The organism is Rhodococcus sp. C3V (assembly GCF_029269915.1).
Lineage (GTDB): Bacteria > Actinomycetota > Actinomycetes > Mycobacteriales > Mycobacteriaceae > Rhodococcus_F > Rhodococcus_F qingshengii.
In genome coordinates this window covers 1-21406 of sequence record NZ_JARJBE010000027.1, presented here as the reverse complement: position 1 = coordinate 21406, position 21406 = coordinate 1, and the positions used below count along the sequence as shown (strand labels likewise).

21 protein-coding genes and 1 pseudogene are annotated in these 21406 nt (G+C 60.6%); 19 read left to right on the top strand and 3 right to left on the bottom strand.

From position 1 onward, the window contains the following. The first annotated feature begins 706 nt into the window (after positions 1-706). From P3G66_RS30995 to P3G66_RS30985, 3 genes and pseudogenes are all read left to right on the top strand, one after another. Positions 707-1000 carry a hypothetical protein gene (locus P3G66_RS30995; protein WP_276117788.1) on the top strand — a complete coding sequence of 98 codons (294 nt, stop codon included), beginning with the start codon at positions 707-709 and terminating at the stop codon, positions 998-1000. Between the two features lie 1370 nt (positions 1001-2370). Next, positions 2371-2673 carry a hypothetical protein gene (locus P3G66_RS30990; RefSeq protein ID WP_276117787.1) on the top strand — a complete coding sequence of 101 codons (303 nt, stop codon included), beginning with the start codon at positions 2371-2373 and terminating at the stop codon, positions 2671-2673. Positions 2674-2729: 56 nt separating this feature from the next. After that, a pseudogene (locus P3G66_RS30985) lies at positions 2730-3135 on the top strand (transposase); the annotation flags it as partial. Positions 3136-3460: 325 nt separating this feature from the next. Here the strand turns inward: P3G66_RS30985 and P3G66_RS30980 are convergent. Together P3G66_RS30980 and P3G66_RS30975 are read right to left on the bottom strand one after the other, a co-directional pair. After that, a complete protein-coding gene (locus P3G66_RS30980; RefSeq protein ID WP_276117786.1) occupies positions 3461-3763 on the bottom strand; it encodes a hypothetical protein in 303 nt (100 codons plus the stop codon). A gap of 409 nt (positions 3764-4172) precedes the next feature. Continuing rightward, positions 4173-4703 (bottom strand): MarR family winged helix-turn-helix transcriptional regulator, encoded by a 531-nt coding sequence (locus tag P3G66_RS30975; protein ID WP_276117785.1) that lies wholly within the window; start codon positions 4701-4703, stop codon positions 4173-4175. Positions 4704-5247: 544 nt separating this feature from the next. Between P3G66_RS30975 and P3G66_RS30970 the strand changes: the two genes are divergently transcribed. Next, positions 5248-5799 carry a MarR family transcriptional regulator gene (locus P3G66_RS30970; RefSeq protein ID WP_276117784.1) on the top strand — a complete coding sequence of 184 codons (552 nt, stop codon included), beginning with the start codon at positions 5248-5250 and terminating at the stop codon, positions 5797-5799. 237 nt (positions 5800-6036) lie between these two features. On the opposite strand, the gene P3G66_RS30965 is transcribed toward P3G66_RS30970, so the two are convergent. Continuing rightward, positions 6037-7257 carry a glutamate-cysteine ligase family protein gene (locus P3G66_RS30965; protein ID WP_276117783.1) on the bottom strand — a complete coding sequence of 407 codons (1221 nt, stop codon included), beginning with the start codon at positions 7255-7257 and terminating at the stop codon, positions 6037-6039. A gap of 173 nt (positions 7258-7430) precedes the next feature. Between P3G66_RS30965 and P3G66_RS30960 the strand changes: the two genes are divergently transcribed. From P3G66_RS30960 to P3G66_RS30890, 15 genes are all read left to right on the top strand, one after another. Then, entirely contained in the window at positions 7431-8648 is a 1218-nt protein-coding gene (locus P3G66_RS30960) for a CoA transferase (protein WP_276117782.1), read from the top strand. A gap of 16 nt (positions 8649-8664) precedes the next feature. Beyond that, the gene (locus P3G66_RS30955; protein ID WP_276117781.1) at positions 8665-9345 is read left to right on the top strand and encodes an SDR family oxidoreductase; all 681 of its coding nucleotides are present in this window, start codon (positions 8665-8667) and stop codon (positions 9343-9345) included. Positions 9346-9412: 67 nt separating this feature from the next. Further along, positions 9413-10129, top strand: a complete 717-nt coding sequence (locus P3G66_RS30950; protein ID WP_276117780.1) for a glutathione S-transferase family protein — start codon at positions 9413-9415, stop codon at positions 10127-10129. A 34-nt stretch (positions 10130-10163) separates the two neighbouring features. Beyond that, on the top strand, positions 10164-10865 hold the full coding sequence (locus P3G66_RS30945) for a glutathione S-transferase N-terminal domain-containing protein (RefSeq protein WP_276117779.1): 702 nt from the start codon (positions 10164-10166) through the stop codon (positions 10863-10865). A gap of 74 nt (positions 10866-10939) precedes the next feature. Next, entirely contained in the window at positions 10940-12295 is a 1356-nt protein-coding gene (tadD, locus tag P3G66_RS30940) for a non-phosphorylative glyceraldehyde 3-phosphate dehydrogenase TadD (protein ID WP_276117790.1), read from the top strand. 61 nt (positions 12296-12356) lie between these two features. Then, positions 12357-13880 (top strand): isoprene monooxygenase oxygenase subunit alpha, encoded by a 1524-nt coding sequence (isoA, locus tag P3G66_RS30935; RefSeq protein ID WP_276117778.1) that lies wholly within the window; start codon positions 12357-12359, stop codon positions 13878-13880. Between the two features lie 35 nt (positions 13881-13915). Then, entirely contained in the window at positions 13916-14200 is a 285-nt protein-coding gene (locus tag P3G66_RS30930) for a toluene-4-monooxygenase system B family protein (protein ID WP_276117776.1), read from the top strand. Next, on the top strand, positions 14193-14537 hold the full coding sequence (isoC, locus tag P3G66_RS30925; protein ID WP_276117775.1) for an isoprene monooxygenase ferredoxin: 345 nt from the start codon (positions 14193-14195) through the stop codon (positions 14535-14537). The genes P3G66_RS30930 and isoC overlap by 8 nt, the downstream gene beginning before the upstream one ends. A gap of 18 nt (positions 14538-14555) precedes the next feature. After that, positions 14556-14888, top strand: coding sequence for an isoprene monooxygenase effector protein (isoD, locus tag P3G66_RS30920; RefSeq protein ID WP_276117774.1), 333 nt, complete (start codon positions 14556-14558; stop codon positions 14886-14888). Next, complete coding sequence (isoE, locus tag P3G66_RS30915) at positions 14885-15907, top strand: isoprene monooxygenase oxygenase subunit beta (RefSeq protein WP_276117773.1); 1023 nt, start codon at positions 14885-14887, stop codon at positions 15905-15907. The genes isoD and isoE overlap by 4 nt, the downstream gene beginning before the upstream one ends. Positions 15908-15918: 11 nt before the next feature. Then, the gene (locus P3G66_RS30910; RefSeq protein ID WP_276117772.1) at positions 15919-16956 is read left to right on the top strand and encodes a 2Fe-2S iron-sulfur cluster binding domain-containing protein; all 1038 of its coding nucleotides are present in this window, start codon (positions 15919-15921) and stop codon (positions 16954-16956) included. Between the two features lie 45 nt (positions 16957-17001). After that, positions 17002-18375 carry an aldehyde dehydrogenase family protein gene (locus tag P3G66_RS30905; RefSeq protein WP_276117771.1) on the top strand — a complete coding sequence of 458 codons (1374 nt, stop codon included), beginning with the start codon at positions 17002-17004 and terminating at the stop codon, positions 18373-18375. Then, positions 18372-19412: a glutathione synthase gene (gene gshB / locus P3G66_RS30900; protein ID WP_276117770.1), complete on the top strand. Its 1041-nt coding sequence runs from the start codon at positions 18372-18374 to the stop codon at positions 19410-19412. The genes P3G66_RS30905 and gshB overlap by 4 nt, the downstream gene beginning before the upstream one ends. Then, complete coding sequence (locus P3G66_RS30895) at positions 19409-20833, top strand: FAD-dependent oxidoreductase (protein ID WP_276117769.1); 1425 nt, start codon at positions 19409-19411, stop codon at positions 20831-20833. Before gshB ends, P3G66_RS30895 begins: the two co-directional genes overlap by 4 nt. A 59-nt stretch (positions 20834-20892) precedes the next feature. Further along, positions 20893-21387, top strand: a complete 495-nt coding sequence (locus P3G66_RS30890; RefSeq protein ID WP_276117789.1) for an AraC family transcriptional regulator N-terminal domain-containing protein — start codon at positions 20893-20895, stop codon at positions 21385-21387. Positions 21388-21406 lie beyond the last annotated feature (19 nt).

The window sequence follows — 21406 nt, the reverse complement described above, 5'->3', positions numbered from 1 at the left end:
ACCAGCCCATCTACTTCAATCCAGCGTCAGCAACGTCCAAACCCACAACAACTAGACTTTCTTGGATTTTATCGAATTTCACCCTCCCGCACCCCGGGAACAGGACTTGGTTGTTGAAGCAATTTTACGATTTGCTCTTCACAGACAAATTCCGGGGGCGGGATATAAGTACGTTACAAGGAGTGTAGATGAGTAACGACATAACTGGAATCCTGTTCATCGTGGCAATGATCTGGCTGTTTTTCGGAGTAATCGTAGGAGCAATCGCAGCGAAGAAGACCCGCAGCCAACTCCGATTCTTCTTCGGGCCGATAGGAATACTTGCAGCAATCTGGTCAACCCCGGCCACCCCATGCACCGCCGGGAACCCACACCGCACCATGTCCGCGGTGAAATGTACAACAAAACGTACCTGCTACCCAGCTGACATATGAATGCTGGCAATGCGCACTGGTCAACCCACTCGGCGGTCATTCAGGTCGAAACACCCCAGAAAAACAGAGTTGGAAAGACTGGGAAGGAAGGCCAAGTCGAGTATTGGACCCGCGACGCCTCTTCGCCTGTCGTCTGGCCGCGACTCCCCGGCCTCTCGGTCGTTCCGCTCTCTCGTGTCATACGCTCGCACTCGATCTGTGGGGCTCGATCAGAGTCCGTCTCGTAACTGATCGCGTATCAGCGACACCACGGTGTGTAGATCCGCCGCAGCATGTGCCAGATACAAATCGAGGGCGATCTCGCCGCCATTCCCCTGGCCCGACTCGACGTCGCCCCCGGTCTGTGTGGCGAGCAGGACGTCGCGTGCGCCGCTGCCCCCTGCGAGGGCACCGCCAAGGACGCTCCGCATGGCCGCGAGTGCGTGGGCGAGAGCGTCGCCGTCGGGTGTTTCCCGTTGTTCAAGGAAATCAGCGCGGTAACCAATCTGCGACTAGGGCCGATCCACAGTTCGGCGGGGCATCGGCCATACAAGCAAGCGCGTCCCGCGCTCCGTTTCGAGCGATGAAGGGCACAGTGGTGAAGAAACGTCGTAGTGGTGTGAAACGACGGCGGTGCTGGACTACGACAAATAACTTGTGAATAACTGCACGACTGCGATGCGGCGCCAAAGTTCGCATTGATCAAAGGTTTCACTGTCTTTATGAGGTCGGGACCGAATGGAGCGTCACGTCCCGTGCCTGAAAAAGCACTTGCCTCCGCTACGTGGCGAAGACGGCGCGACTGCTGCCCTGTTAAGGCGAGGCAGCGGTGTTGAGTAGATTTCGGCGTGACACCGCTGCCCTCGCCGCGTACCTCGCGCAATTCGAGAACACCGCTTCGAGCTGCGCAGACCCTCACACTGCCGCTACGGCACCCACGCCCGAGAATCGTCAACAGCGTCGACGCGACAGCCTCGCCTAAGCGACCGCAACCGAGGTCAGTGCTAATAACATCGCGGCGCTCACTCAGATACGGCGGCGCTATGGTTTTCCACCGAAATCGTGAACGCCGGTGCCCTCGCGCGCCGACAGAGACTCGTCGCTGAGAAATAACGAAAGGAACTTGATCGATGAGCGAAGGTTACTCCCGAACCCAGTGTCGACGATGCTACCTCCTCGTCTACGAAGGACCCTGGATCCCGCCCCGCGATCGTCACCTCCTGCACGAGCAGCACCGCGCGCTCTGTACAAGCGCGCTACCCACAGCCCCGACAACGACGGTTCCCACCACGGTGAACACCAGGCCCGCCCCGTTGCTTCCTGCACGCCGAGCATCGAAAACACTTACCACCGGCAGCCACATCACCCGCAAAAACACTCTGCTACATCGAGCACGATAGCGCCTGGAGAAATTTCGAAATCCGGTCTGAGATACCAGCGGTCGGTCCAGCCCGAGAACTCCGCGTCGGCCTATACGCGGGCGAGAGGTCTGTCGGCAGGGTCCACTAAGAGGTAACGACCGGCGTCCGCCGCGCACAGATCGCATCACTCATCGAAACTCTCTGACGCTGCCGGCGCGTCTGTCACCGTCCCTAAGGTTGGGGGAATCTTTGTGCAGTAGAGGATTTCGAAGCTATGTTTTCTTAGGGCGCCCGTCGACCGGCTGGTCACTCTACGGGAGGCGGGACGCCCGTCTCCCACAACTGCCCCACATGCAACCCCGCCACGCCGGGCGGCGGCCGCAGGCACTGAAACGCTCTCACGTCCGACAGCTTCGCCAACGTGATTCCGGGGGGGTGGGATGCGCCAGGCCGAGACGACTGTACTCCCGGCACCTTCACAACTCCCGGCACCTTCACAGCACCGGAGCAAGGATCGCTGACAGGAAAGTTGTTCGTCAGCTACCGAAAATGGTCCCAGAGCTGTCGACACTTCCCGTCCCGGCACCGGCTGGAACGTGCACCGTCGAGCCGTCGAAGACATACCCCACAGGCACGTCAGCGACCGGCGTATCGGTGACAAGGATCGGCAGTCGGTACACGCTGCCGTCGTCGCCGCGCAGTTCAAGATGATGTTCTCCGCCGGGACGACGAAATCGATGATCCCTACGCCGTCGTCGTTCACCTCGAACGTGCCGACCTCGACCGGATCGGAGAACAGCGTTCCGACGAACTTGCTCAACTTCTTCACCTGCCCCACCGCTCCGCGGATCGCAACGAAACCGGGACACAGGTGCGCGCTGGACTGCACGACAACCTGATCGGCACTGAGCCCACCGTGTGAACGTGGCACCGCGGTGTGCCCCGGCGCGGTGGGATGCTCGATTACCACCCTCTTTCCCAGGTCCTGACCTCCATGCCGGGCATCGGGGTCAGGACCGGCGCACGAATCTTGCTCGAGGTCGGTGATGGTTCAGCGTTTGTCTCGGCCGGTCGCCTCGCCGCCTACGGGATCGCACCCGTGACCTACCGCTCCGGGACGCCGAGTCGCGGGGAACACCCCGCCCGATCAGGTAATCACAAACTCAAACGCGCCCTGCTCTTCTCGGCGTTCGCCGCGCTGCACGACACCGCCAGCCGCACCTACTACGACCGAAAACGAGCCGAAGGAAAGAAGGGCAACGCCGCCCTCATCTGCCTCGCCAGACGGCCGCTGCGATGTTCTCTACGCCATGCTCAAGAACAACGAAACCTATCGATCACCCGCCGTGACTGCCGCTTGACGAGAACAATAGGGACCCCCGGTGGCATTGGCGATCCAGCTCAGTTCGCTCTCGGCATTGGTCGGGGCGTTGAAGCCGACAGTATGGACTCGGAAGTCGACCCCGAGATCGTTTTTGATCTCCTGGGCAACCGTACAAGGGTTTCCGAAGCTGCTCTGCCCGTCGCTGATCAACACTATGGTGCGGTCACCACTTGGCCGGGAGGTCGCGCGCTGCTGCCCGTAGAGCGCCAGGGGTAGGGGTACCGCCGCCTGCGGAGTTGCGTTGTCGCGGCATTGAGTTGGTCTTTGTTGTCGGTGGCGACAGGCACAAGCACCGGCCACCGTCACCGCAGCTGCCGCTGAAAACTACGGAGCCCGGCGGCCTGGCCGGGAGCGAGCGCGCCGATCCCGGCGCACAGCGCCTCTTTCGCCTGCGAGAGTGGGGATCCCGACATCGAGCCCGAGGTGTCGACCACGAACAACACACTCGATTGTCCGGATGTCGATTCTTGAGCCTGCGCGACCGGCGCCGAGATTGTGGCCACTGCTACCAGCAGGCTCAGCAGAGCCACCACTATATTCCGCCGATGCACAGAGGCGAATTTGTTGTACCAGCGAGCGCGGCGCTGACGTAATCGTGCCGTCATGTGTACTCGTCATCCCATCACTGCCGCCGATGCACCTGCGCAGTGAGGTGCGGGGTCATGTCATATGCGCGGTTTCGTCGCACGAGCGGACTTGTCGAATGTTTCGGTACGGTCGGCCGAATGGCCCACCAGTTCCGGCGGGCGTGTCCGGCCGGGAAGCTGACAGCTGACCAGATGTATCTCAGTCGAAACCACACCTCATCGCATGCCCCTACGCGTTCTCGGCCTGCGCGAGCGCCGATCGAGACGATCAATCTTGCCGCCTTCGCCGATCTACCTGCAACAATTCGGGCAAATGGCGTCAACCCCAAGACTCGCCTCTTGTTCCGATCCCAACGGTCAGCGGCGAGTCCTTGCACCGATGGTGTCGATGTTGCGTCGGTTGGCACCTTGCAAACGCCGCACCTGTTCAGTCATTTCCTGGATCCTCGAACTGCGCCAGGAGGACTTTGAGGAGCCTGCGAAGTTCGGCATGGTCGGACGCGCCGATCAACGCCAGCAACCGCGACTCGTGATCCATGAGATCGGAGACGACCTCATCAACAAGTTGGACTCCCTTCCTCGTCAACTGCACATCCACACGGCGGCGATCCTTCGGATGAAAGCTCCGCTTAAGCATTCCTCCCCGCTCAAGTCTGTCCAGTCGATTCGAGATCCCACCGGGAGTGATCAGCGCCGCCTCGGTAAGTTGGCCGGCCGTCATCCGATACGGCTTTCCCGATCGTCGCAGCACCGCGAGAACCTCGAGTGTCGCGTGATCGGTTCCGAGCTCGGCCAGACGTTGACTGCGTGCACGCTCCAAATACCGGGCGATGCGCCAGATCCTCGACACAATCCCCACCGAGCTTACGTCGATGCCGGGTCGTTCCCGGACCCATGCCTGCTCCACACGATCGATGCCATCGTCACCAGCGAGTTCCGATGGCGCCTCAATGCTCATGCGATGCCCCATCTTTTCCCCTGCAATTAATTAGCCCGGAACTATTTCTGACTAAATAGTTTTCTGCGAAATTTTAGCGTGTACCTACAATATTTCCAACCGTTCCACCAATCACATAGCATCCGAGGGCCTTTCGACCTACTCCTATCATTCGCAGATCACAACTCAATCGAGGGACGCTTGTCCCATACGGCAAAGACGGCACGATCGCTTTGTTCACCAACTACCGAAAACTGCAATATTTTTCGACATCACAGTGTTCCTCACGTGCCGACACTAACAACATCTGACCGTACGAGAGCTGCTCGACGGGGCCAGCCGTCGTCCTGGTACGCCGCGGCGGGTAGGCCTTCCGCACCGTCGTCAGAGCGAGCCGATACAGCAGGGTGACGCCCGAGATGAAACACCGTCATGGATGACGAATGGGTATTTCGGAAACGGCTTTGCGGAGGTAGCTTCGAGCACTCAAAACTTGCGTGCTCGTATTTTTCGACGTGAACTTCTTGGTCGTCGTAGACTGCATCCATGCGGCTACGAGGAAAAGATGACTGCTGAGATTTCCCGGGAGGGTTCAGATGCGATCGGCGAGGACGGTGTCGACCGGATCGAAAAGGCGTGGGCACGTGAACGCCCGGACATGGACGTCAGTTCCGTCGGGATCGTGACCAGGATCTGGCGCATTGCAAGACATTTGGAGCGGGAACGTGTCGAACGGCTGACCGAGCTGGGCACCGACCGAGTTACGCTCGACGTCCTCGCAATGCTTCGGCGCGCTGGGAAACCGTATCGGATGACGGCTGGACGACTCTCAGAGGCTGCGCTGATCACTCCCGGTGGGATCTCGAACCGTCTCGACAAGCTCGAGCGCAGCGGACTGATCAAACGGGGCTTTCACCCGAAAGATCGCCGCCGCGTCGACGTGCAATTGACGAAGAAAGGCGTGCAACTTGTCGATGAGGTCGTCTCCGAAGTCATGGATTACGACACACGGCTACTGGAGGCCTTGAATGACGGCGACCAAGCCGATCTTCGTCGGCTACTCAAGTTGCTCCTGGCTCAGTTCGAGGATCCGGGGGACGGGCTGGAGACCGATTGAGCTGCGCGTCGCTCCAATTCCTACTGCACTCTGCAACATTTGATTGATCACCGGCGATTGACGAAAAAACGAAACCCTTCACCTAGACCAGAGCCGACCTGAGAGGGTCTGCATGAACGCTGTAAACGTCGCAGCTGCGCTGTAGTGCCAAACGGGTTTCGCATTGAAACCTCGCACCCTGCATCCGCGCCAACCCAGACAGGCGAGCTTCACTTCCTGACAGTCAGCAGGTCCAGGTCAGGGTGCCGTAACAACCACATCGTCGAGCCGTCGAAAGGCGTCGGTCTCGATATCGCCCTGAAGGTGTGCGGGGGCGAGTCCATGTTTGGTGTAACGATCGATGAACTCCGCAACCGTGTTTGCGGCGGAGGCATGGGTCGCGTGCCGGCGTAGGTGCAGCTCGACCGCGTCGAGCAGGATTTTTGCGGAGTCCCGGAGCACCGGATGGTTGAGCCCGTCGCGAGCGGCCGTCGTCCAGAGGTCTCGGGTGTCCGGGAGCACGTCGTTTAATTCCGTGCAGAGCCGTCGGTCCATCGCTGTTGCAACCACAAGGACCGCGGCGGACCGGCATGGTGGCTCCAACGCATCGATCATCCTGAATTCAAGCCAGCCACGGGGGCGAATCGGGGGAAAGAGCGTTGTCAGGTGGTAACGAAGGTCGTCCTCGGTCGGCCAACCTGCCGGGTGCCCTGTTGCCATCCAGTCGGCGAAGGTCAGCCCTGGCGGAACGCTCGTGCCTAGCTCGCCGCCGCGAATGAAGAACACATTTGCGGCGAGAGCGTACCTACCCCAGTCGATTTCGGGGTGTTCGCTGAGCGTGACCGGTGCCGTCCTGCCGGGGTCGATGCCGCCCCAGATCGCTTGCCGCACCGATTGCCAGTGCGTCCCGTCCGGTCCAGTTCCGGGGGAGTTCGCGAAGGCCGCGATGAGCAGGGGGCCGATCTTGTTGGCCATGACCCACCGTATGTTTCGACCATTGGGGTCATGGCTGACGTTGACCTGGACCGATGCCGTGTTCGTCATCATCCAGATCCCTTCGCGCCCGCGGTGCGCGTAGAAATTCTCCATCGCCCGATAACGAGGTAGGTCGAGTATCCGGTGCGGGGGCCTGCGATCGTCGACGGCGAGATTGGTCGCGATCAGACCGTGAGCATTGAGCCGATGGTGAAGAATCGCGGCGTCTTCGTCGATAGCGCGAAGACTGGCGAGCCCGGATTCGAGCGGAGGACCGGACAACTCGATCTGCCCCCCAGGTTCGATCGTGATCCGGCTACCGTTCGGTAATGGTCGATTCATAATGGGCAGGAAATCGGCAAGGTTCGGCCGAGAGAGGCTGCTGCGCTTGTGCACTGGCCATTCGACCTCGACTCCTACTAGGTCGTCCCCGGAGGGGACGAACGCCTCACATGCGATCTCGTATGCACGCTGGGTTGTCAGGGTGGGGCGAGAACAGGGCATATCAGCCTGGTCCTTTCGTCGTTAGTACTCTAGATGCAAAACATTTCACGTCTCAACAATTGACGAGCAAGAGATCTTTCCATAGTATGTAGTGAAGCAAGTCACAACAAGTCCCAGTTTGTGTCGATCGACACTCCATACAACTGTTCTCCACCAGGCGAAAGGCGCTATGCATGAGCGGCCCAATGACCGGAATCAAAATCGTCGACTTGTGCTCGATGATGTCAGGCCCCTGGGCCACAGACATTCTCGGGGACCAGGGCGCGGACGTCATCAAGGTTGAGGTGCCAGGCAAAGGGGATCACGTTCGGTCGCTACCCAACCGCTCCGGCGATATGTCGGCAATGTTCGTCAATGTCAACAGGTCCAAGCGGTCCCTGACTCTCAACCTGAAGACTCCCGAGGGCGTCGCGGTTCTGAAGAAGCTGGTTGCCACTGCAGATGTTGTGGTTCAGAACTTTCGGCCAGGCGTCGTCGAGCGCCTAGGTATCGGCTACGACGACCTCGCTCCGCTCAACTCGAAACTCATCTACCTCTCCATGAGCGGATTCGGTGAACGCGGACCGGCCTCCGGCCAGCGTGTCTACGATTCGCTGATCCAGGCCCTGACAGGCCTGACCACCGTCCAGGCAGGATCAGACGAAGAACGCCCCCGCCTCATTCGCACGATCCTTCCCGACAAACTGACCGCAGTAGTTGCCTCGCAGGCACTTTCGGCAGCTCTGTTCGCTCGCGAACGCACCGGAGAAGGGCAGCACATCCGGTTGTCGATGCTCGAGGCGGTCCTGTCCTTCCTGTGGGCGTCAGACATGGGCGCCTACACCTTCCCGGATCAACCCGTACCGCTGGCAAAGGGCGGCAGCTTCATCGACCTGATCTACCAGACCGCAGACGGCTACATCACGGTCGCGACGAACAGCAACGGTGAATGGCAGAGCATGTGCAAGGCACTCGGCCACCCCGAGTGGATTGAGGACGAGCGATTCTCCACGCCGGTTGGCAGGTCGGCACACATCAATGAACGATTGGAACTGATCCAAGCCGTACTGCTCGGCAAGAGCTCTGCCGAGTGGCTAGCGCTGCTCGACGAGTTCGACGTTCCGGCCGCTCCCATCCTCAAGCGCTCCGAGGTCATCGAACACCCACAGGTCAAGGCCTCCGAAATCATCGTCGAGCTGGAGCACCCCACCGCGGGGCGCCTACGGCAGGCGCGAGTGGCCGCCAGGTTCCTGGGCACCGTTCCGGATGCGCCGAAAGGTGCTCCCCTGCTCGGACAGCACAACACCGAAATTCTTGCGGAAATCGGTTATAGCAACGACGAAATCGCCTCACTCGCTGCGGAAAAAATCATCGGAACCGAGCAGGACGCCAACGCCGGCGTCCTAGCCTGAAAGGAAGTGTTGGACAGTGTCCACTGTATTGGTCGTCGGTGCCGACAAAGGCATTGCTCATTCGATTGTTCGCCAACTGCACGATCGCGGCGATAATGTCATAGCGGCCTGCCTATTCGAGGGCACCGATCTCACCGCCGACGGCATCACCGTCGAACCGAATGTCGATGTCACATCACAGGAATCAGTCACGGTCCTTGCCTCTCGTCTCATCGAGACCGGAATTAAACTGGACGCACTGATCCATGTCGCCGGCGTCATGTGGCTCGATGAACTCGGATCGCTCGACTACGACCTCGTCCGCAAACAGATCGAGATCAATACCCTCGGCCCTCTGCGCACGATCGAAGCGCTGAATCCGCTGCTCAACAAGGGCGCAAAGGTCGGCATCGTCACCAGCCGGGTGGGATCCCTTGGAGACAACACCTCCGGCGGCATGTACAGCTACCGAATCTCCAAAGCTGCCGCCAACATGGCCGGACTGAATCTGCACCACGACCTATCCAAGAACGGGATCAGTGTGCTCATGCTCCATCCGGGCATGGTCGCCACCGATCTGACGAAGAATTTCCCCGGCGAACACACCTACATCACCCCGGAACAGGCGGCTGCCGGGCTGATCAAGAACATCGACAACCTCACACCCGAGAACTCGGGCAAGTTCCAGCATTCGGACGGAACCTTCCTCCAGTGGTGAGGACGCAACATACACCTCGCTTACCAGTGAATATCCATCCGATCGAGACAGAAGGACGACACACACGATGATCACCGTCTATGGATACGTTCCAGCCTGGGGGATCCCGGACATCAGCCCGTACGTGACGAAGGTAGTGAACTACCTGACGTTCGCTGGTATCGAGTTCGAACACAAGACACAGGATCTCGCGACGCTCGACCAAGACTCTCCCCACGGCAAGCTTCCATACATCGTCGACAGTGACGGGACCAAGGTAGGCGACTCCAACACGATCATCGCCTACCTGAAGAACAAATACGGCGACAAACTCGATGCAGACCTAAGCAAGGAACAGCTTGCCCTCGGACTTGCCTTCAACCGGTTGATCGAAGAACACCTCTATTGGAGCGGCATAATTCAGCCGCGCTGGCGTGAGGACAGCGGATGGGAAACCTACATTCCGTACATTGTTCAGGGCGCCGAGGTGACTCCCGAGATGCGTGAGGGTCTTGATTCATTCCGAGGCAGGATCCTCGCCGAATTCGACGGCCAGGGCATGGGTCGTCGCAGCGCGGAGGTCGTCGACGAGTTCTTCCGGACCGACATCGACGCCCTGTCCGAATTCCTGGGCGACAAGCCTTTCTTCCTCGGCGACAAACTGCACTCGATCGACGCATCGGTCTACTCGACGCTGCGGCAAATTGCCGACCAGCCCCAGCACTGGCTCGGAACCGGATACGTCCAGTCCAAGCAGAATCTCGTGGACTACATGGACCGCATTCGCAAGCAGTACGACATCTAACCGTCCGTAATCGACTCTCTTGGAGCATCGTTCGATGATTGATCTCTACTACTACACCAGCCCCAATGTTCGGAAAGTGCTCATAGCACTGGAGGAAATGGGACTTGACTACCAGATCGCCTGGACGGACATCAGAGAGGGCGATCAGTTCGAATCGGAGTACGTCGAGATCAATCCGAACAGCAAAGTGCCGGCCATCGTGGACCACGACGGCCCCGGTGGCCGGCGCTTGACGATCTTCGAATCCGGTGCCATCCTGCTCTACCTGGCAGAGAAGACCGGCCTACTGCTCCCAACCGATCCGATCAGCCGACAAGAAGTGCTGTGCTGGCTGTTCTGGCAGGTGTCCAACCACGGACCGATGGCTGGACAGGCCGCACATTTCGTCTCGCACGCCCCCAAGCAGGGAATCGACAACCCCTACGCCCGAAATCGGTACGCGGGCGAGGTGGCACGCCTCTATCGTGTTCTCAACGACCGGCTCGCTGATCGCGACTACCTCGCCGGCGAGTACTCGATCGCAGACATCGCGACCTTCCCCTGGACTCGGGTGGCCGCCGGACACGGAATCGATGTCGCCGACTACCCCAACGTCAAAGCGTGGGCAGACCGCATTTCCGCCCGCCCCTCTGCCAAGGTCCGCATCTCCGACCCGCGCGAGGAGAAGGCCCGAAGCCACGAATACAGCGCGGAGCAGTTTCAGACGCTCTTCCGCCCGGAAGGAAGTCAAGCATGAGTATCACCGCAGATTCATTGCCCCACTTCACCCCTGGATTGACCATCGACGGACAGATCACCACCACCACAGCGGTGATCCCAGTTATTAATCCCGCTACCGAGTCAGTCTTCGCGGAGGTTCCCAACGCAGGTGTCGAGCACCTCGACACCGCAGTCATTGCGGCCCGGCGCGCCGCTCGGCACTGGTCGAGCAAGGACCTGGCCACCAGGCAGAGCATCGTCCTCGAACTCGTCGACCACGTGCGCGCCAATATCAGCGAACTTGCCCGGCTGGTGACTCTCGAACAAGGAAAGCCTGTCGCGAAGGCAGCTGGCGAAATCGAATCGGGCCTGCGCAGCCTCGAACGTTACGCGAGCTGGGATATTCCCATCGAAGTCATCCGAGACAACTCCGACGAGCTGATCGAGGTACATCGCGCACCGGTGGGCGTGGTTGGCGGCATCACTGCCTGGAACTACCCCCTCCTGCTGGCACTGTGGAAGATCGGCCCGGCACTCGTCACCGGCAACCCGATCATCGTCAAACCCTCACCGCTGACCCCAGTGGCCACCTTGCGACTGGGTGAGCTGGCCCAAGAGATCCTCCCCCCGGGAGTCCTCCAAGTACTCAGTGGCGGTGACGATCTCGGCCGAGCGATGACTGCACACACCGGGATCGACAAGATCACGTTCACCGGGTCCGAACGTGCGGGAAAGTCGATCATGGCAGGCGCCGGCCCGACCCTCAAGCGCCTGACCCTCGAACTCGGTGGCAACGATCCCGGCATCGTCCTCGACGACGTCGACGTGGAATCCATTGCTGCGGACCTGTACTGGGGTGCCATGTCGAACTGCGGCCAGGTTTGCGCCGGCCTCAAACGCCTCTATGTGCCTGGGCACCTCGCACCCGCCATCGAAGAAGCACTCGCCGAGGTCGCCAAGGGCGTGAAGGTAGGCAACGGGCTCGACGACGGCGTAGACATGGGACCGGTCCAGAACGCCGCTCAGTTCGCCAAGGTCCGCGGCTATGTCGACGACGCGGTCGACCGCGGCGCCGACGTCTACTTCTGCGGGGAGGTACCCGAGGGGCCCGGCTACTTCCACCCTGTCACCCTGGTCCGGGGGATCGATGACACCGTCCCTCTGGTACGCGAGGAACAGTTCGGTCCTGTCCTGCCGATCCTGACGTACACCGACATCGACGATGTGATCGCACGCGCCAACAACTCCGACCTGGCGCTGGGTGCCTCTGTGTGGTCCTCCGACGAACAGCGAGCGACCAAGGTCGCCGCGCAGGTCGAAGCGGGAACAGTCTGGGTCAACCAGCATCCGATGCTGACCTCCGATGTCCCGTTCGGAGGCATCAAACAGTCCGGTCTCGGCGTCGAACAGTCCATCCACGGAGTCCTCGAGTACACCAACTACCGAGTCTTGCGAGTCAAACGATGACCGCAAAAACGCACCGCCCACAAGACAACCGCCCATACCGCCACAATGGAAGGCGAACAACATGTTACTGAACCGGGACGATTGGTACGACACCTCACGAGACCTCGATTGGGAACTGAGCTACGTCGATCCGGCGGTAGCGTTCCCGACGAGTTGGAGCGGCGCTGGAGACGTACCGAAGGAGGCTTGGGACCAATGGGACGAACCGTTCCGGGTTTCCTATCGCGATTACGTCCGTATCCAGCGTGAAAAGGAATCCGGTGTCCGCGCCGTCAGTAATGCTCTCGGGCGCTCCGGAATCTTCGAGAAGCTTGATCCCGCGCATGTTGCCGCATCGCATCTCCATATGGGAACGACATGCATGGTCGAGCATATGGCTGTGACGATGCAGAGCCGATTCTGTCGATTTGCGCCGACTCCCCGTTGGCGCAACTTGGGCGTCTTCGGGATGCTCGACGAGACCCGTCATACCCAGCTCGACCTTCGTTTCTCGCATGATCTCCTCAAACAGGATCCGCGTTTCGATTGGGCACAAAAGGCATTCCATACCAACGAGTGGGGCGTGTTGGCGGTGAAGAATTTCTTCGACGATGCGATGCTCAATGCGGATTGTGTCGAAGCTGCCTTGGCCACAAGCCTGACCGTCGAACACGGATTCACTAACCTGCAGTTCGTCGCGTTGGCAGCCGATGCCATGGCCGCAGGTGACATCAATTGGTCAAACCTGCTGTCCTCCATCCAGACTGATGAAGCGAGGCACGCGCAGCAGGGCTTCCCTACGCTGTCCATCCTGATGGAGCACGATCCCGCCCGCGCCCAGAAGGCACTCGATATCGCCTTCTGGCGGTCCACCCGACTTTTCCAGACGCTGACTGGGCCGGCGATGGACTACTACACGCCTCTCGATCAACGCAAGATGAGTTTCAAGGAGTTCATGCTCGAGTGGATCGTCAACCACCACGAGCGGATCCTCGAGGACTACGGGCTGAAGAAGCCGTGGTATTGGGACCAGTTCATGTACTCGCTCGAAAACGGTCATCACGCCATGCATCTCGGGACGTGGTTCTGGCGTCCGACTTTGTTCTGGAAGCCGAATGCCGGTGTCTCCAAGGACGAGCGCGAGTGGTTGCGTGAGAAATACCCCACCTGGGAAGAGAACTGGGGCGGAATGTGGGACGAGATCATCAAGAACGTCAACGATGATCGGATCGAGAACACTCTGCCGGACACATTGCCGGCGTTGTGCAATCTCACCCAACTTCCGTTGGGCTCGGCGTTTGCTCGGCACGATCTCGCCGAGCACAGCCTCACCTACAAGGGGCGGCTTTACCACTTCGATTCCGAAATCTCCAAGTGGTGCTTCGAGCAGGATCCTGATCGCTACGCAGGCCACCAGAATTTCATCGACCGCTTCATCGACGGCCAGGTACTCCCGGCCGACCTCGCCGGCGGACTCCTGTATATGGGGCTGACCCCGGACGTGATGGGAGACGACGTGTACGACTACGCCTGGGCGAAGGATTACCTTCCGTCAAATGCCGCAGGTGTAAAAAACATCGTTGCACGCGAACCGATTTCACTCTGATTTCGGATTCCCACGATCGGCAAGGAGAACTGACCATGGCACCTTTTCCCATCACCGGACGTTTCATCGGCGACTTCGTCCCACACCTCGTCGCGGTGGACACCGACGACACCTGGAATCAGATAGCCCGAAAAGTCGCATTACATTCGGTGGGTCGACGCGTCCCGGAGCCAGAGGCGAATACAGAGTATGACGTGTTCGTCGAAGGAACCTTGATGACACCTGACGCCACCCTAGGCGAGCTGCTCGGCACTCGCACGCTCCCACCACTGCAATGGGTCGACGTGGGCTTCCGAGAGCAGGCGAATATCGATGTCTGACGATCCCGACAACGACTTCGTCGACCTGGTCGCCGAGGACGAACTCTGGGACAACGAAATGGAATCGTTCGACCTCGGAGACGACGAAGTACTCCTATTGAAGGTCAACGGTGAAGTCCGCGCCTACGACGGAATCTGCCCACACCAGAGCATCTCACTGGTCGAGGGAGAATTCGAGAACGGTGTCGTAACCTGCCGTGCACATGAATGGCAGTTCGACGCACTGACCGGCGCAGGAGTCAACCCCCGAGATACCTGTCTGCACAAGCACGACGTCCGCATTGTGGACGGCGTCATCCAAGTTCGCCTCAAGTCGCCGGTCCAGGCGCATCCCTGACAGTAGGAGCTCACACTCATGACCATTGTCGATATGGATGTCTCGGACGAGTCGTCCCCCGACCTAGTTGGTCCGGTCATCCGGGCCGGCAACCTGGCCGAGGCGGTGATCGATGCGATCGACGAGGACAACCCGGGCCAGGACGTGCTGGTACTCGACCGCGAAGACTACGTCCGCATCCACACCCGCGGAGCGTGCCGCCTCACGCAAGCAAGCCTGGAAAAGTACCTCGGCCAGAGCTATCAACTGGCCGCTCTCGAGATCGATATGCCCTCGTTCAAGGGGCGCCTCAAGACCCGCACCGATGAATACGTCTGGTTCTACCAGAACTCGGGACAGGAGAAGTCATGACCAGCAAGGCACCGCGGTCCCGTTCACGTGGACTCAAGACCTGGAGCGCATTCGGCAATCTCGGGCGGCGACCCACTGAATACGAAGTACTCACACACAACATGAACCACACCACCGGCACCGTGCCGCTCGAAATGGGGCCCGACGTTCACGGAAACGTTTGGTTGCGCGAGCACCGGGACTCAATGCAATTGACGGTCGACGACTGGGACGCCTTCCGGGATCCCGACACCGTCACCTACGGCAGTTACGTTGCGGACCAAGATGATCAGGAAACCTACGTCGAGAATCTGATCGCTCAGTTCGACATCGACGGATCCGATGAGATGCTTTCGAACGAGGCCTTGACTCTGTTGCTGAGGGCGTCGACCCCGACGCGGTATGTCGCGCACAGCCAGCAAATGTTGTCCGCGTATGTTCAGCAGCTCGCGATGAGCAGCTACGTCGGCAACTGCGCCGCATTCCAGACCGCGGACCAGCTCCGGCGAGTGCAACTTACCGCGTACCGGACCACCCAGCTTCAGCTGACGCATCCCGACCGTGGATTCGGCACTGCGGAGAAAGGATTGTGGACCGAGCTACCCGACTGGCAGCCAATCCGGGCCGCATTCGAATGGGCACTCGTGGAATTCGATTGGGACCGAGCGTTTGTCGCGACCAACCTCGTGACCAAGGCGATCGCGGATCAGCTTTTCCTCGTTCAACTCGGACGACAAACCGCCCGTGTGGGAGCGCGATTGGATACACTGATTTTGGAAAACCTCTGGCGGGACAGCCTGCGGAGTCAGCGCTGGTCAGCAGCACTGGTGGAATTCCTCGCCGCCGCCGATCCCGGCAATTTGACTGTGCTTCAAGGACATCTGAATGAATGGGCCGCTCGCGGACACGAAATGATCGGCGCCGGCGCCCGGATACTGGCGTCACCAAGTGGTGCGTCTGCGGACGAGATTGCTGCCGCCGTCCGCCACGACTGGCACAATTACCTCGACCGTCTCGGCCTGCGGGCCGAATCCGATTGAGACCTGACTCCATGACTGTCACAGTGAACTTCCGTGGGCACGAGGAACCGGTGACGTGCGGGCCCGAAGAAACACTTCTTCGGGCCGGCCTCCGGGCCGGACTCGCCCTGCCCTACGAATGCGCTAGCGGTGGATGCGGTAGTTGCCGCTCACAACTCGTCGAAGGCGAGGTCAAGTCCCTCTGGCCAGACGCGGGGGGACTCTCCGAACGAGACCGACGCCGCGGCAATCGGATTCTGATGTGTCAATCAATTCCGACAGCGGACTGCACGGTCAAGGCGCCGATACTCGACAGACTTCCGGTGAGCCGGGAAGCCGTGCCCGAGCGTGTGACTTCGCGACTTTTGGGTAGAGAGGCATTGAGCCCCGATACTGCTCTGTTCACTCTCGACTTCAGCTCACCCATCGACTTCCTGCCTGGGCAGTTCATGCTGCTGGAGTCGCCGGACGGGGTTCGAAGAGCCTACTCGATGGCGCATCCGGCAGCCGGCAACGACTGCACGACCGTCGAATTCATCATCCGTGCCAAGCCTGGCGGAGCTGCTTCGAGTTGGCTCTTCGACAAGGTCCAGGTGGGTGACGAGATACTCGTCGAAGGCCCCTACGGGCGCGCATACGCCCAATCGGGGTCCGAGCGTCCGGCGTTGTGTATCGCGGGCGGTACCGGGCTGGCACCGATCCTCGCGATCACCGAGGAACTTCTGGTGGAGAACCAGACCCGGCCGGTGGATCTGTACATCGGTGCACGTATGGCCCGAGATGTCGTTCTCCACGATCGGCTCGCCCGATTGAACGAACTGGGGGCCCGTGTCGCAGTCTCCGTCGAAGATCCGGACTTCGCCGTCAATGAGCCATCGGGATGGGCAATGTTTGCCGCTTCCCGGGTAGGGCGTGTGATCGACCACGTCGCCGAAGACTGGTCCGATCTCAGCGATCACGACATCTATCTCGCCGGGCCGGCCGGAATGGTCGACGCTGCGCTGCGAGCGCTCGTCCGTGAGCGCGGAGCCTTCTCGGACCGGCTGTTCTTCGACCGTTTTATCGTCTGAACACACTACCTCTCTCGAACTCTCTCGAACTCGGAAGGATCCACCATGTTGCTGGAAACCATCGAACTACCGACTGATGAGCACTACGCACGCAACCTCATCGACGGAAGGTGGGTGTTCCCGGCCGCACCTTACGAGTACGAGATCCGGAACCCCTCCAACAGCACGATCACCGCTGTCGTTCCCCTCTCGTCCCGATTCGATGTCGATCGGGCAATCTCATCTGCACGTAACGCGCTGTCGGGCCCCTGGTCAGATCTACACACCAGGGACCAGCTGTTGGCCCTATTGTTGCACCGTCTCGCGGAGGCAGCCCCCGAACTGGCGCGCCTGCAGTCGACCGAGACAGGTCTCGGATACGACGATTCGCTCGCCACCATCGAATCGTCATTGAGAATCGCCCGCGCGATCCTCACCCGGGAAGTCCTGCATCCACGCCCCATGGCGGCAGGTATATCCGGGCACGTATTATCATGGGGCGCACCGTTTTCGGAAATGCTCCTGAATGTCTTTCCTGCGCTTGCTGCCGGAAACACCGCCGTCGTAAAGCCGTCGTTGCGAGGCCCCCTATCGCCAGTGGCCGTCGCGTTCATCGCGGACCAACTGGGATTTCCCGCCGGCGTTCTCAACATCGTGCAAGGCACCGGCGTCGACGTGGGCGCCGCGCTCATCAGCAGTACCGCACTGCAGACACTGCACGTACGAGCGAGCGAGTCCACGCTCAGTCGCGCGAGCCGAGCGGGACATAGAACACACGTGCCTCTACGCACGCTGGCCGGTGGCGGCAACGCCGCGATCGTCTATCCGGGACTCGAGGAGGACAAGTTCGCGACGATGGCGACCGAAATCGCAGAGGCGGTGCGAGTCCATAACGCCGGCGGACCTTTCGCTCTGCACACCGTCGCCGTGCACCGCGACGTCGCCAAGAATGCGATCGCCTGCATCCTCGGTCAACTTGCCCTGTTTAACAATCGCGCCGCTCCCCTGCCCACTGAACCTCTGCGTCAACGGGCGATCGACCGCGTCGACCAGTTGGTTGCCGGTGGCGGCCGGGTCTTGCTGGGGGGAACGATTCCCGATGACATCCAGCATCGAATGGGTTGGCGACTGCCCACGACGGTCGCCGACCTCGGCGAAGTGACCTCGAAGGTGACGGGGCTGGCACACTCGTGTGAATCGCTGGGGCCGGTCCTGACCGTCGTCCATTGGAACACGCTCGCCGACCTCGACGAGGTATTCAACTCACGGCACCACCGCGACGGTTACGCCTCGGTCTGGGGTGACGACTCCGCCGACGACCGCACCCGGTTCGGGGTCACCGCCCGCGAACAGGGACCTCGCAGTGCGATGCACAGCGGACTGGTACCTGCCGCATGGACTGGAGAATCGGCACATCGCAGCAGCGAGGTTACACCATGAGCGCGGTGCTCAACGACACGCAGGCACGGTCCGGGTTTCGGTTGAACTTCGTGTTCATCACCGATCCCCTCACGGCACTCGAACCTGCGCACGACACCACTGTCGCGTTGATGGAGGCCGCACAGCTGGCCGGACACCGTGTGCTGACCACGACCATCGGTGAGATCGGTATCGACCAAGGGCATGCGTTCGCCCATTGCCGAGACGTCACGCTGCGCCCAGCGGTCTTGGGCGAGAACAAGTGGATCGCCGACACCGACTGGTACACCTGCGGCAGTACTCGCCGATACTCTCTTGATGAGGTAGCGGCGATCTTCATGCGGACCGATCCTCCCGTCGACAGCAACTATCTTCGGGCCACTTTCATCCTCGATCTGGTCGATCCGAGCAAGACACTGCTGATCAATTCGCCTGCTGGGCTTCGCGATGCGAACGAGAAACTGTTCGCTCTCCAGATGCCCGAGCTCGGTCCACCCACCCTCGTCTCCGCCAACCGAGACGAGATAGTTGAAGCTGTACGCACTTGGGGCGCAGCAGTTCTCAAACCTACCGACGGTATGGCTGGACGCGGCATCATGCTCCTGCGGCCGGATGACCCGAACCTGCACTCGATTCTCGACACCGCCACCGCCCGCGGTGACCAGCACGTGGTCATCCAGAAGTACATCGTAGAAGCGAAGACGGCGGGAGACCGGCGTGTGATCGTCCTCGACGGCAAACCGATCGGATCAGTCCGCCGCATCGTCGACAGTGGAGGCGGCGACGAATTCCGGTGCAACATGGCCACGGGTGCACGTGTCCTGCCAGACACGGTTACTGCCCATGATCGTGAAATCTGCAACATTCTCGGGCCCGAGCTCATCAGGCGTGGACTCGTGTTCGTCGGAATCGACATCATCGGAGACAGGCTCACCGAAGTGAACGTAACCAGTCCAACAGGAATCCGCGAGATCGATGCGCTCAGTGGCACCCATCTGGCCGCCGACACAATCGAATGGGCGACCGCCCGATGCACACAGATGACGGAGATGCGATGAGTACGACGGCCTCACCGAAGCAGCGCGAGCAGATCGTGGTCATCGGCGCCGACGCCGCGGGAATGAGTGCGGCCCATCAGGCGCTGCGCAGTGCCAAAGCGGAGGGTCGCGACGTGGACGTGATCGCACTCGAGAAAACATCCGACACGTCATACTCCGCCTGCGGTATCCCCTATCTGGTGTCCGGGACGGTCGGCACCATCGACGAACTGAGCGCTCGTACGCCCGAGAAACATCGGGCGATGGGGGTGGACCTGCGAATGAACGCCACAGCTACGCAGATCGACCTTGACGCTCGCACAGTGACATATGTCCACGACACCCGAGGTGAGGAGGTCGTTCGGTTCGACAAGTTGATCCTCGCCACCGGTGCCCATCCGATCATCCCACAGTGGGCAGTAGCGCAGGGCGGTGAACTGATCAAGGGGGTGCATCCGGTCAAGAGCCTCGATCATGCCCGGCACTGGGTCGATCTCGTCTCACGCCCGGTTCCGCACGGTACAGCGGTGACCACCCCCCGCGCTGTGGTAGTCGGCGGTGGATACATCGGCCTGGAAATGGCCGAAGCGATGGTCCAACGCGGATTCAGTACCACGCTCCTGACCCGCAGTGCTTTGATGAGCAGCCTCGACAGCGACATGAGTGAGCGTGTGCGCGAGGCCGTCCATGCCAGCGGAGTCGCTGTCGTGGCCAACACCACGGTCGTCGGCCTCGACAGCGTCGACTGTCGCGTGCGGTCGGTGACCGGCAGCAACGGGCAAGTCTACCCCACTGACGTTGTTGTCCTCGGACTCGGCGTCCGCCCAGCCACCGAACTCGGAGTGGCCGCCGGACTGCCCACTGGCGAATACGGCGGCTATTTGCCCAACGAGAGGCAGGAAGTCGCAGAGGGTGTCTGGGCCGCCGGGGACTGCTGCGAGGTCATCGAACGTATTCGGGGAAAATATGTCCTCGCAGCCCTGGGCACCCATGCGAATAAACAGGGGCGCATCTGCGGGTACAACGTCGTCGGCGGATCACACCAGTTTCCTGGCATCCTGGGCACCGCCATCACCCGCTTCGTATCGGCAGGCACACATGTCGAAGTAGCACGCACCGGTCTGAGCACGCGGGAGGCAACCGAGGCGGGGTACGAGGTGCAATCGCTCGTCACGGTCGGCGGCACCGCCAGCGGCTATATGCCGGAGCGCTCACCGATCGCCACCAAGATCATTGCCGATCGTCGTACGCGCCGGTTGCTCGGTGTGCAGATAGTGGGCGGGACGCAGTCAGCCAAGAGGATCGACACAGCCGCCGCGGCGTTGTGGGGTGAGATGAGTGTCGATGACCTTGCGGCGATGGATCTCTCGTATGCCCCGCCGTTCGCGACGGTGTGGGAGGCGATTCAACTCGCCTCCCGCCGCTTGTCGGATCGGTTGTGAGCGCCGCACACCCGCCGCTTCAGACGAAAGGCGCAGTCGTGGACCGCGTGGCTCAGTCGATGCCAACACACGAACTGCTCGCCGAGCTGAACCGCTGGGTCGGCGGAGTCGGAGCGCGGGAGGTGCGGCCAGGGTTGACCATCTGCAGGTTCGAGGAGACGGGCCCCTACCTATGGGAGCCGGCCCAGGGCATTACCTTTGGACTCGTTGCCCAGGGTCGTCTTTCGCTAGAACTTGACCGGATCGCGTACGGTTGCGAACCATTCCAAGGTGTTGTTTTCACGGACCGTCTATGTCCTGCAGTGGAAATCGTCGCGGTCTCCGCCGATCAACCCTTCGTCGCGATGTTTCTGCAGATAGATGCGGCCGTAATTCGGCGCATATCAACAGATGTCCTGGTCAGCGATGCATCGGCGGTGACGATCACTTCTCGCACCCGAAAAAGTCACAACCAGTGCAGCGGCGTCTTCGGTGTGGACGCTCGACTACTCCACTGCGTTCTCCGATTTCTTCGTGCATGGCATGACCCCCATCAAGTGAGCCGCAAGTTATGAGAATCCTTCCGCCCTGATC

Coding starts and splice junctions, on each gene's coding strand:
- P3G66_RS30910 (WP_276117772.1), top strand. CDS start 15,919: ATGACTGTCACAGTGAACTTCCGTGGGCACGAGGAACCGGTGACGTGC.
- P3G66_RS30930 (WP_276117776.1), top strand. CDS start 13,916: ATGGCACCTTTTCCCATCACCGGACGTTTCATCGGCGACTTCGTCCCA.
- P3G66_RS30945 (WP_276117779.1), top strand. CDS start 10,164: ATGATTGATCTCTACTACTACACCAGCCCCAATGTTCGGAAAGTGCTC.
- isoE (WP_276117773.1), top strand. CDS start 14,885: ATGACCAGCAAGGCACCGCGGTCCCGTTCACGTGGACTCAAGACCTGG.
- P3G66_RS30970 (WP_276117784.1), top strand. CDS start 5,248: ATGACTGCTGAGATTTCCCGGGAGGGTTCAGATGCGATCGGCGAGGAC.
- P3G66_RS30995 (WP_276117788.1), top strand. CDS start 707: ATGTGCCAGATACAAATCGAGGGCGATCTCGCCGCCATTCCCCTGGCC.
- P3G66_RS30980 (WP_276117786.1), bottom strand. CDS start 3,763: ATGACGGCACGATTACGTCAGCGCCGCGCTCGCTGGTACAACAAATTC.
- isoD (WP_276117774.1), top strand. CDS start 14,556: ATGACCATTGTCGATATGGATGTCTCGGACGAGTCGTCCCCCGACCTA.
- P3G66_RS30975 (WP_276117785.1), bottom strand. CDS start 4,703: ATGAGCATTGAGGCGCCATCGGAACTCGCTGGTGACGATGGCATCGAT.
- P3G66_RS30950 (WP_276117780.1), top strand. CDS start 9,413: ATGATCACCGTCTATGGATACGTTCCAGCCTGGGGGATCCCGGACATC.
- isoC (WP_276117775.1), top strand. CDS start 14,193: ATGTCTGACGATCCCGACAACGACTTCGTCGACCTGGTCGCCGAGGAC.
- P3G66_RS30960 (WP_276117782.1), top strand. CDS start 7,431: ATGAGCGGCCCAATGACCGGAATCAAAATCGTCGACTTGTGCTCGATG.
- isoA (WP_276117778.1), top strand. CDS start 12,357: ATGTTACTGAACCGGGACGATTGGTACGACACCTCACGAGACCTCGAT.
- P3G66_RS30905 (WP_276117771.1), top strand. CDS start 17,002: ATGTTGCTGGAAACCATCGAACTACCGACTGATGAGCACTACGCACGC.
- P3G66_RS30890 (WP_276117789.1), top strand. CDS start 20,893: ATGCCAACACACGAACTGCTCGCCGAGCTGAACCGCTGGGTCGGCGGA.
- P3G66_RS30895 (WP_276117769.1), top strand. CDS start 19,409: ATGAGTACGACGGCCTCACCGAAGCAGCGCGAGCAGATCGTGGTCATC.
- gshB (WP_276117770.1), top strand. CDS start 18,372: ATGAGCGCGGTGCTCAACGACACGCAGGCACGGTCCGGGTTTCGGTTG.
- P3G66_RS30965 (WP_276117783.1), bottom strand. CDS start 7,257: ATGCCCTGTTCTCGCCCCACCCTGACAACCCAGCGTGCATACGAGATC.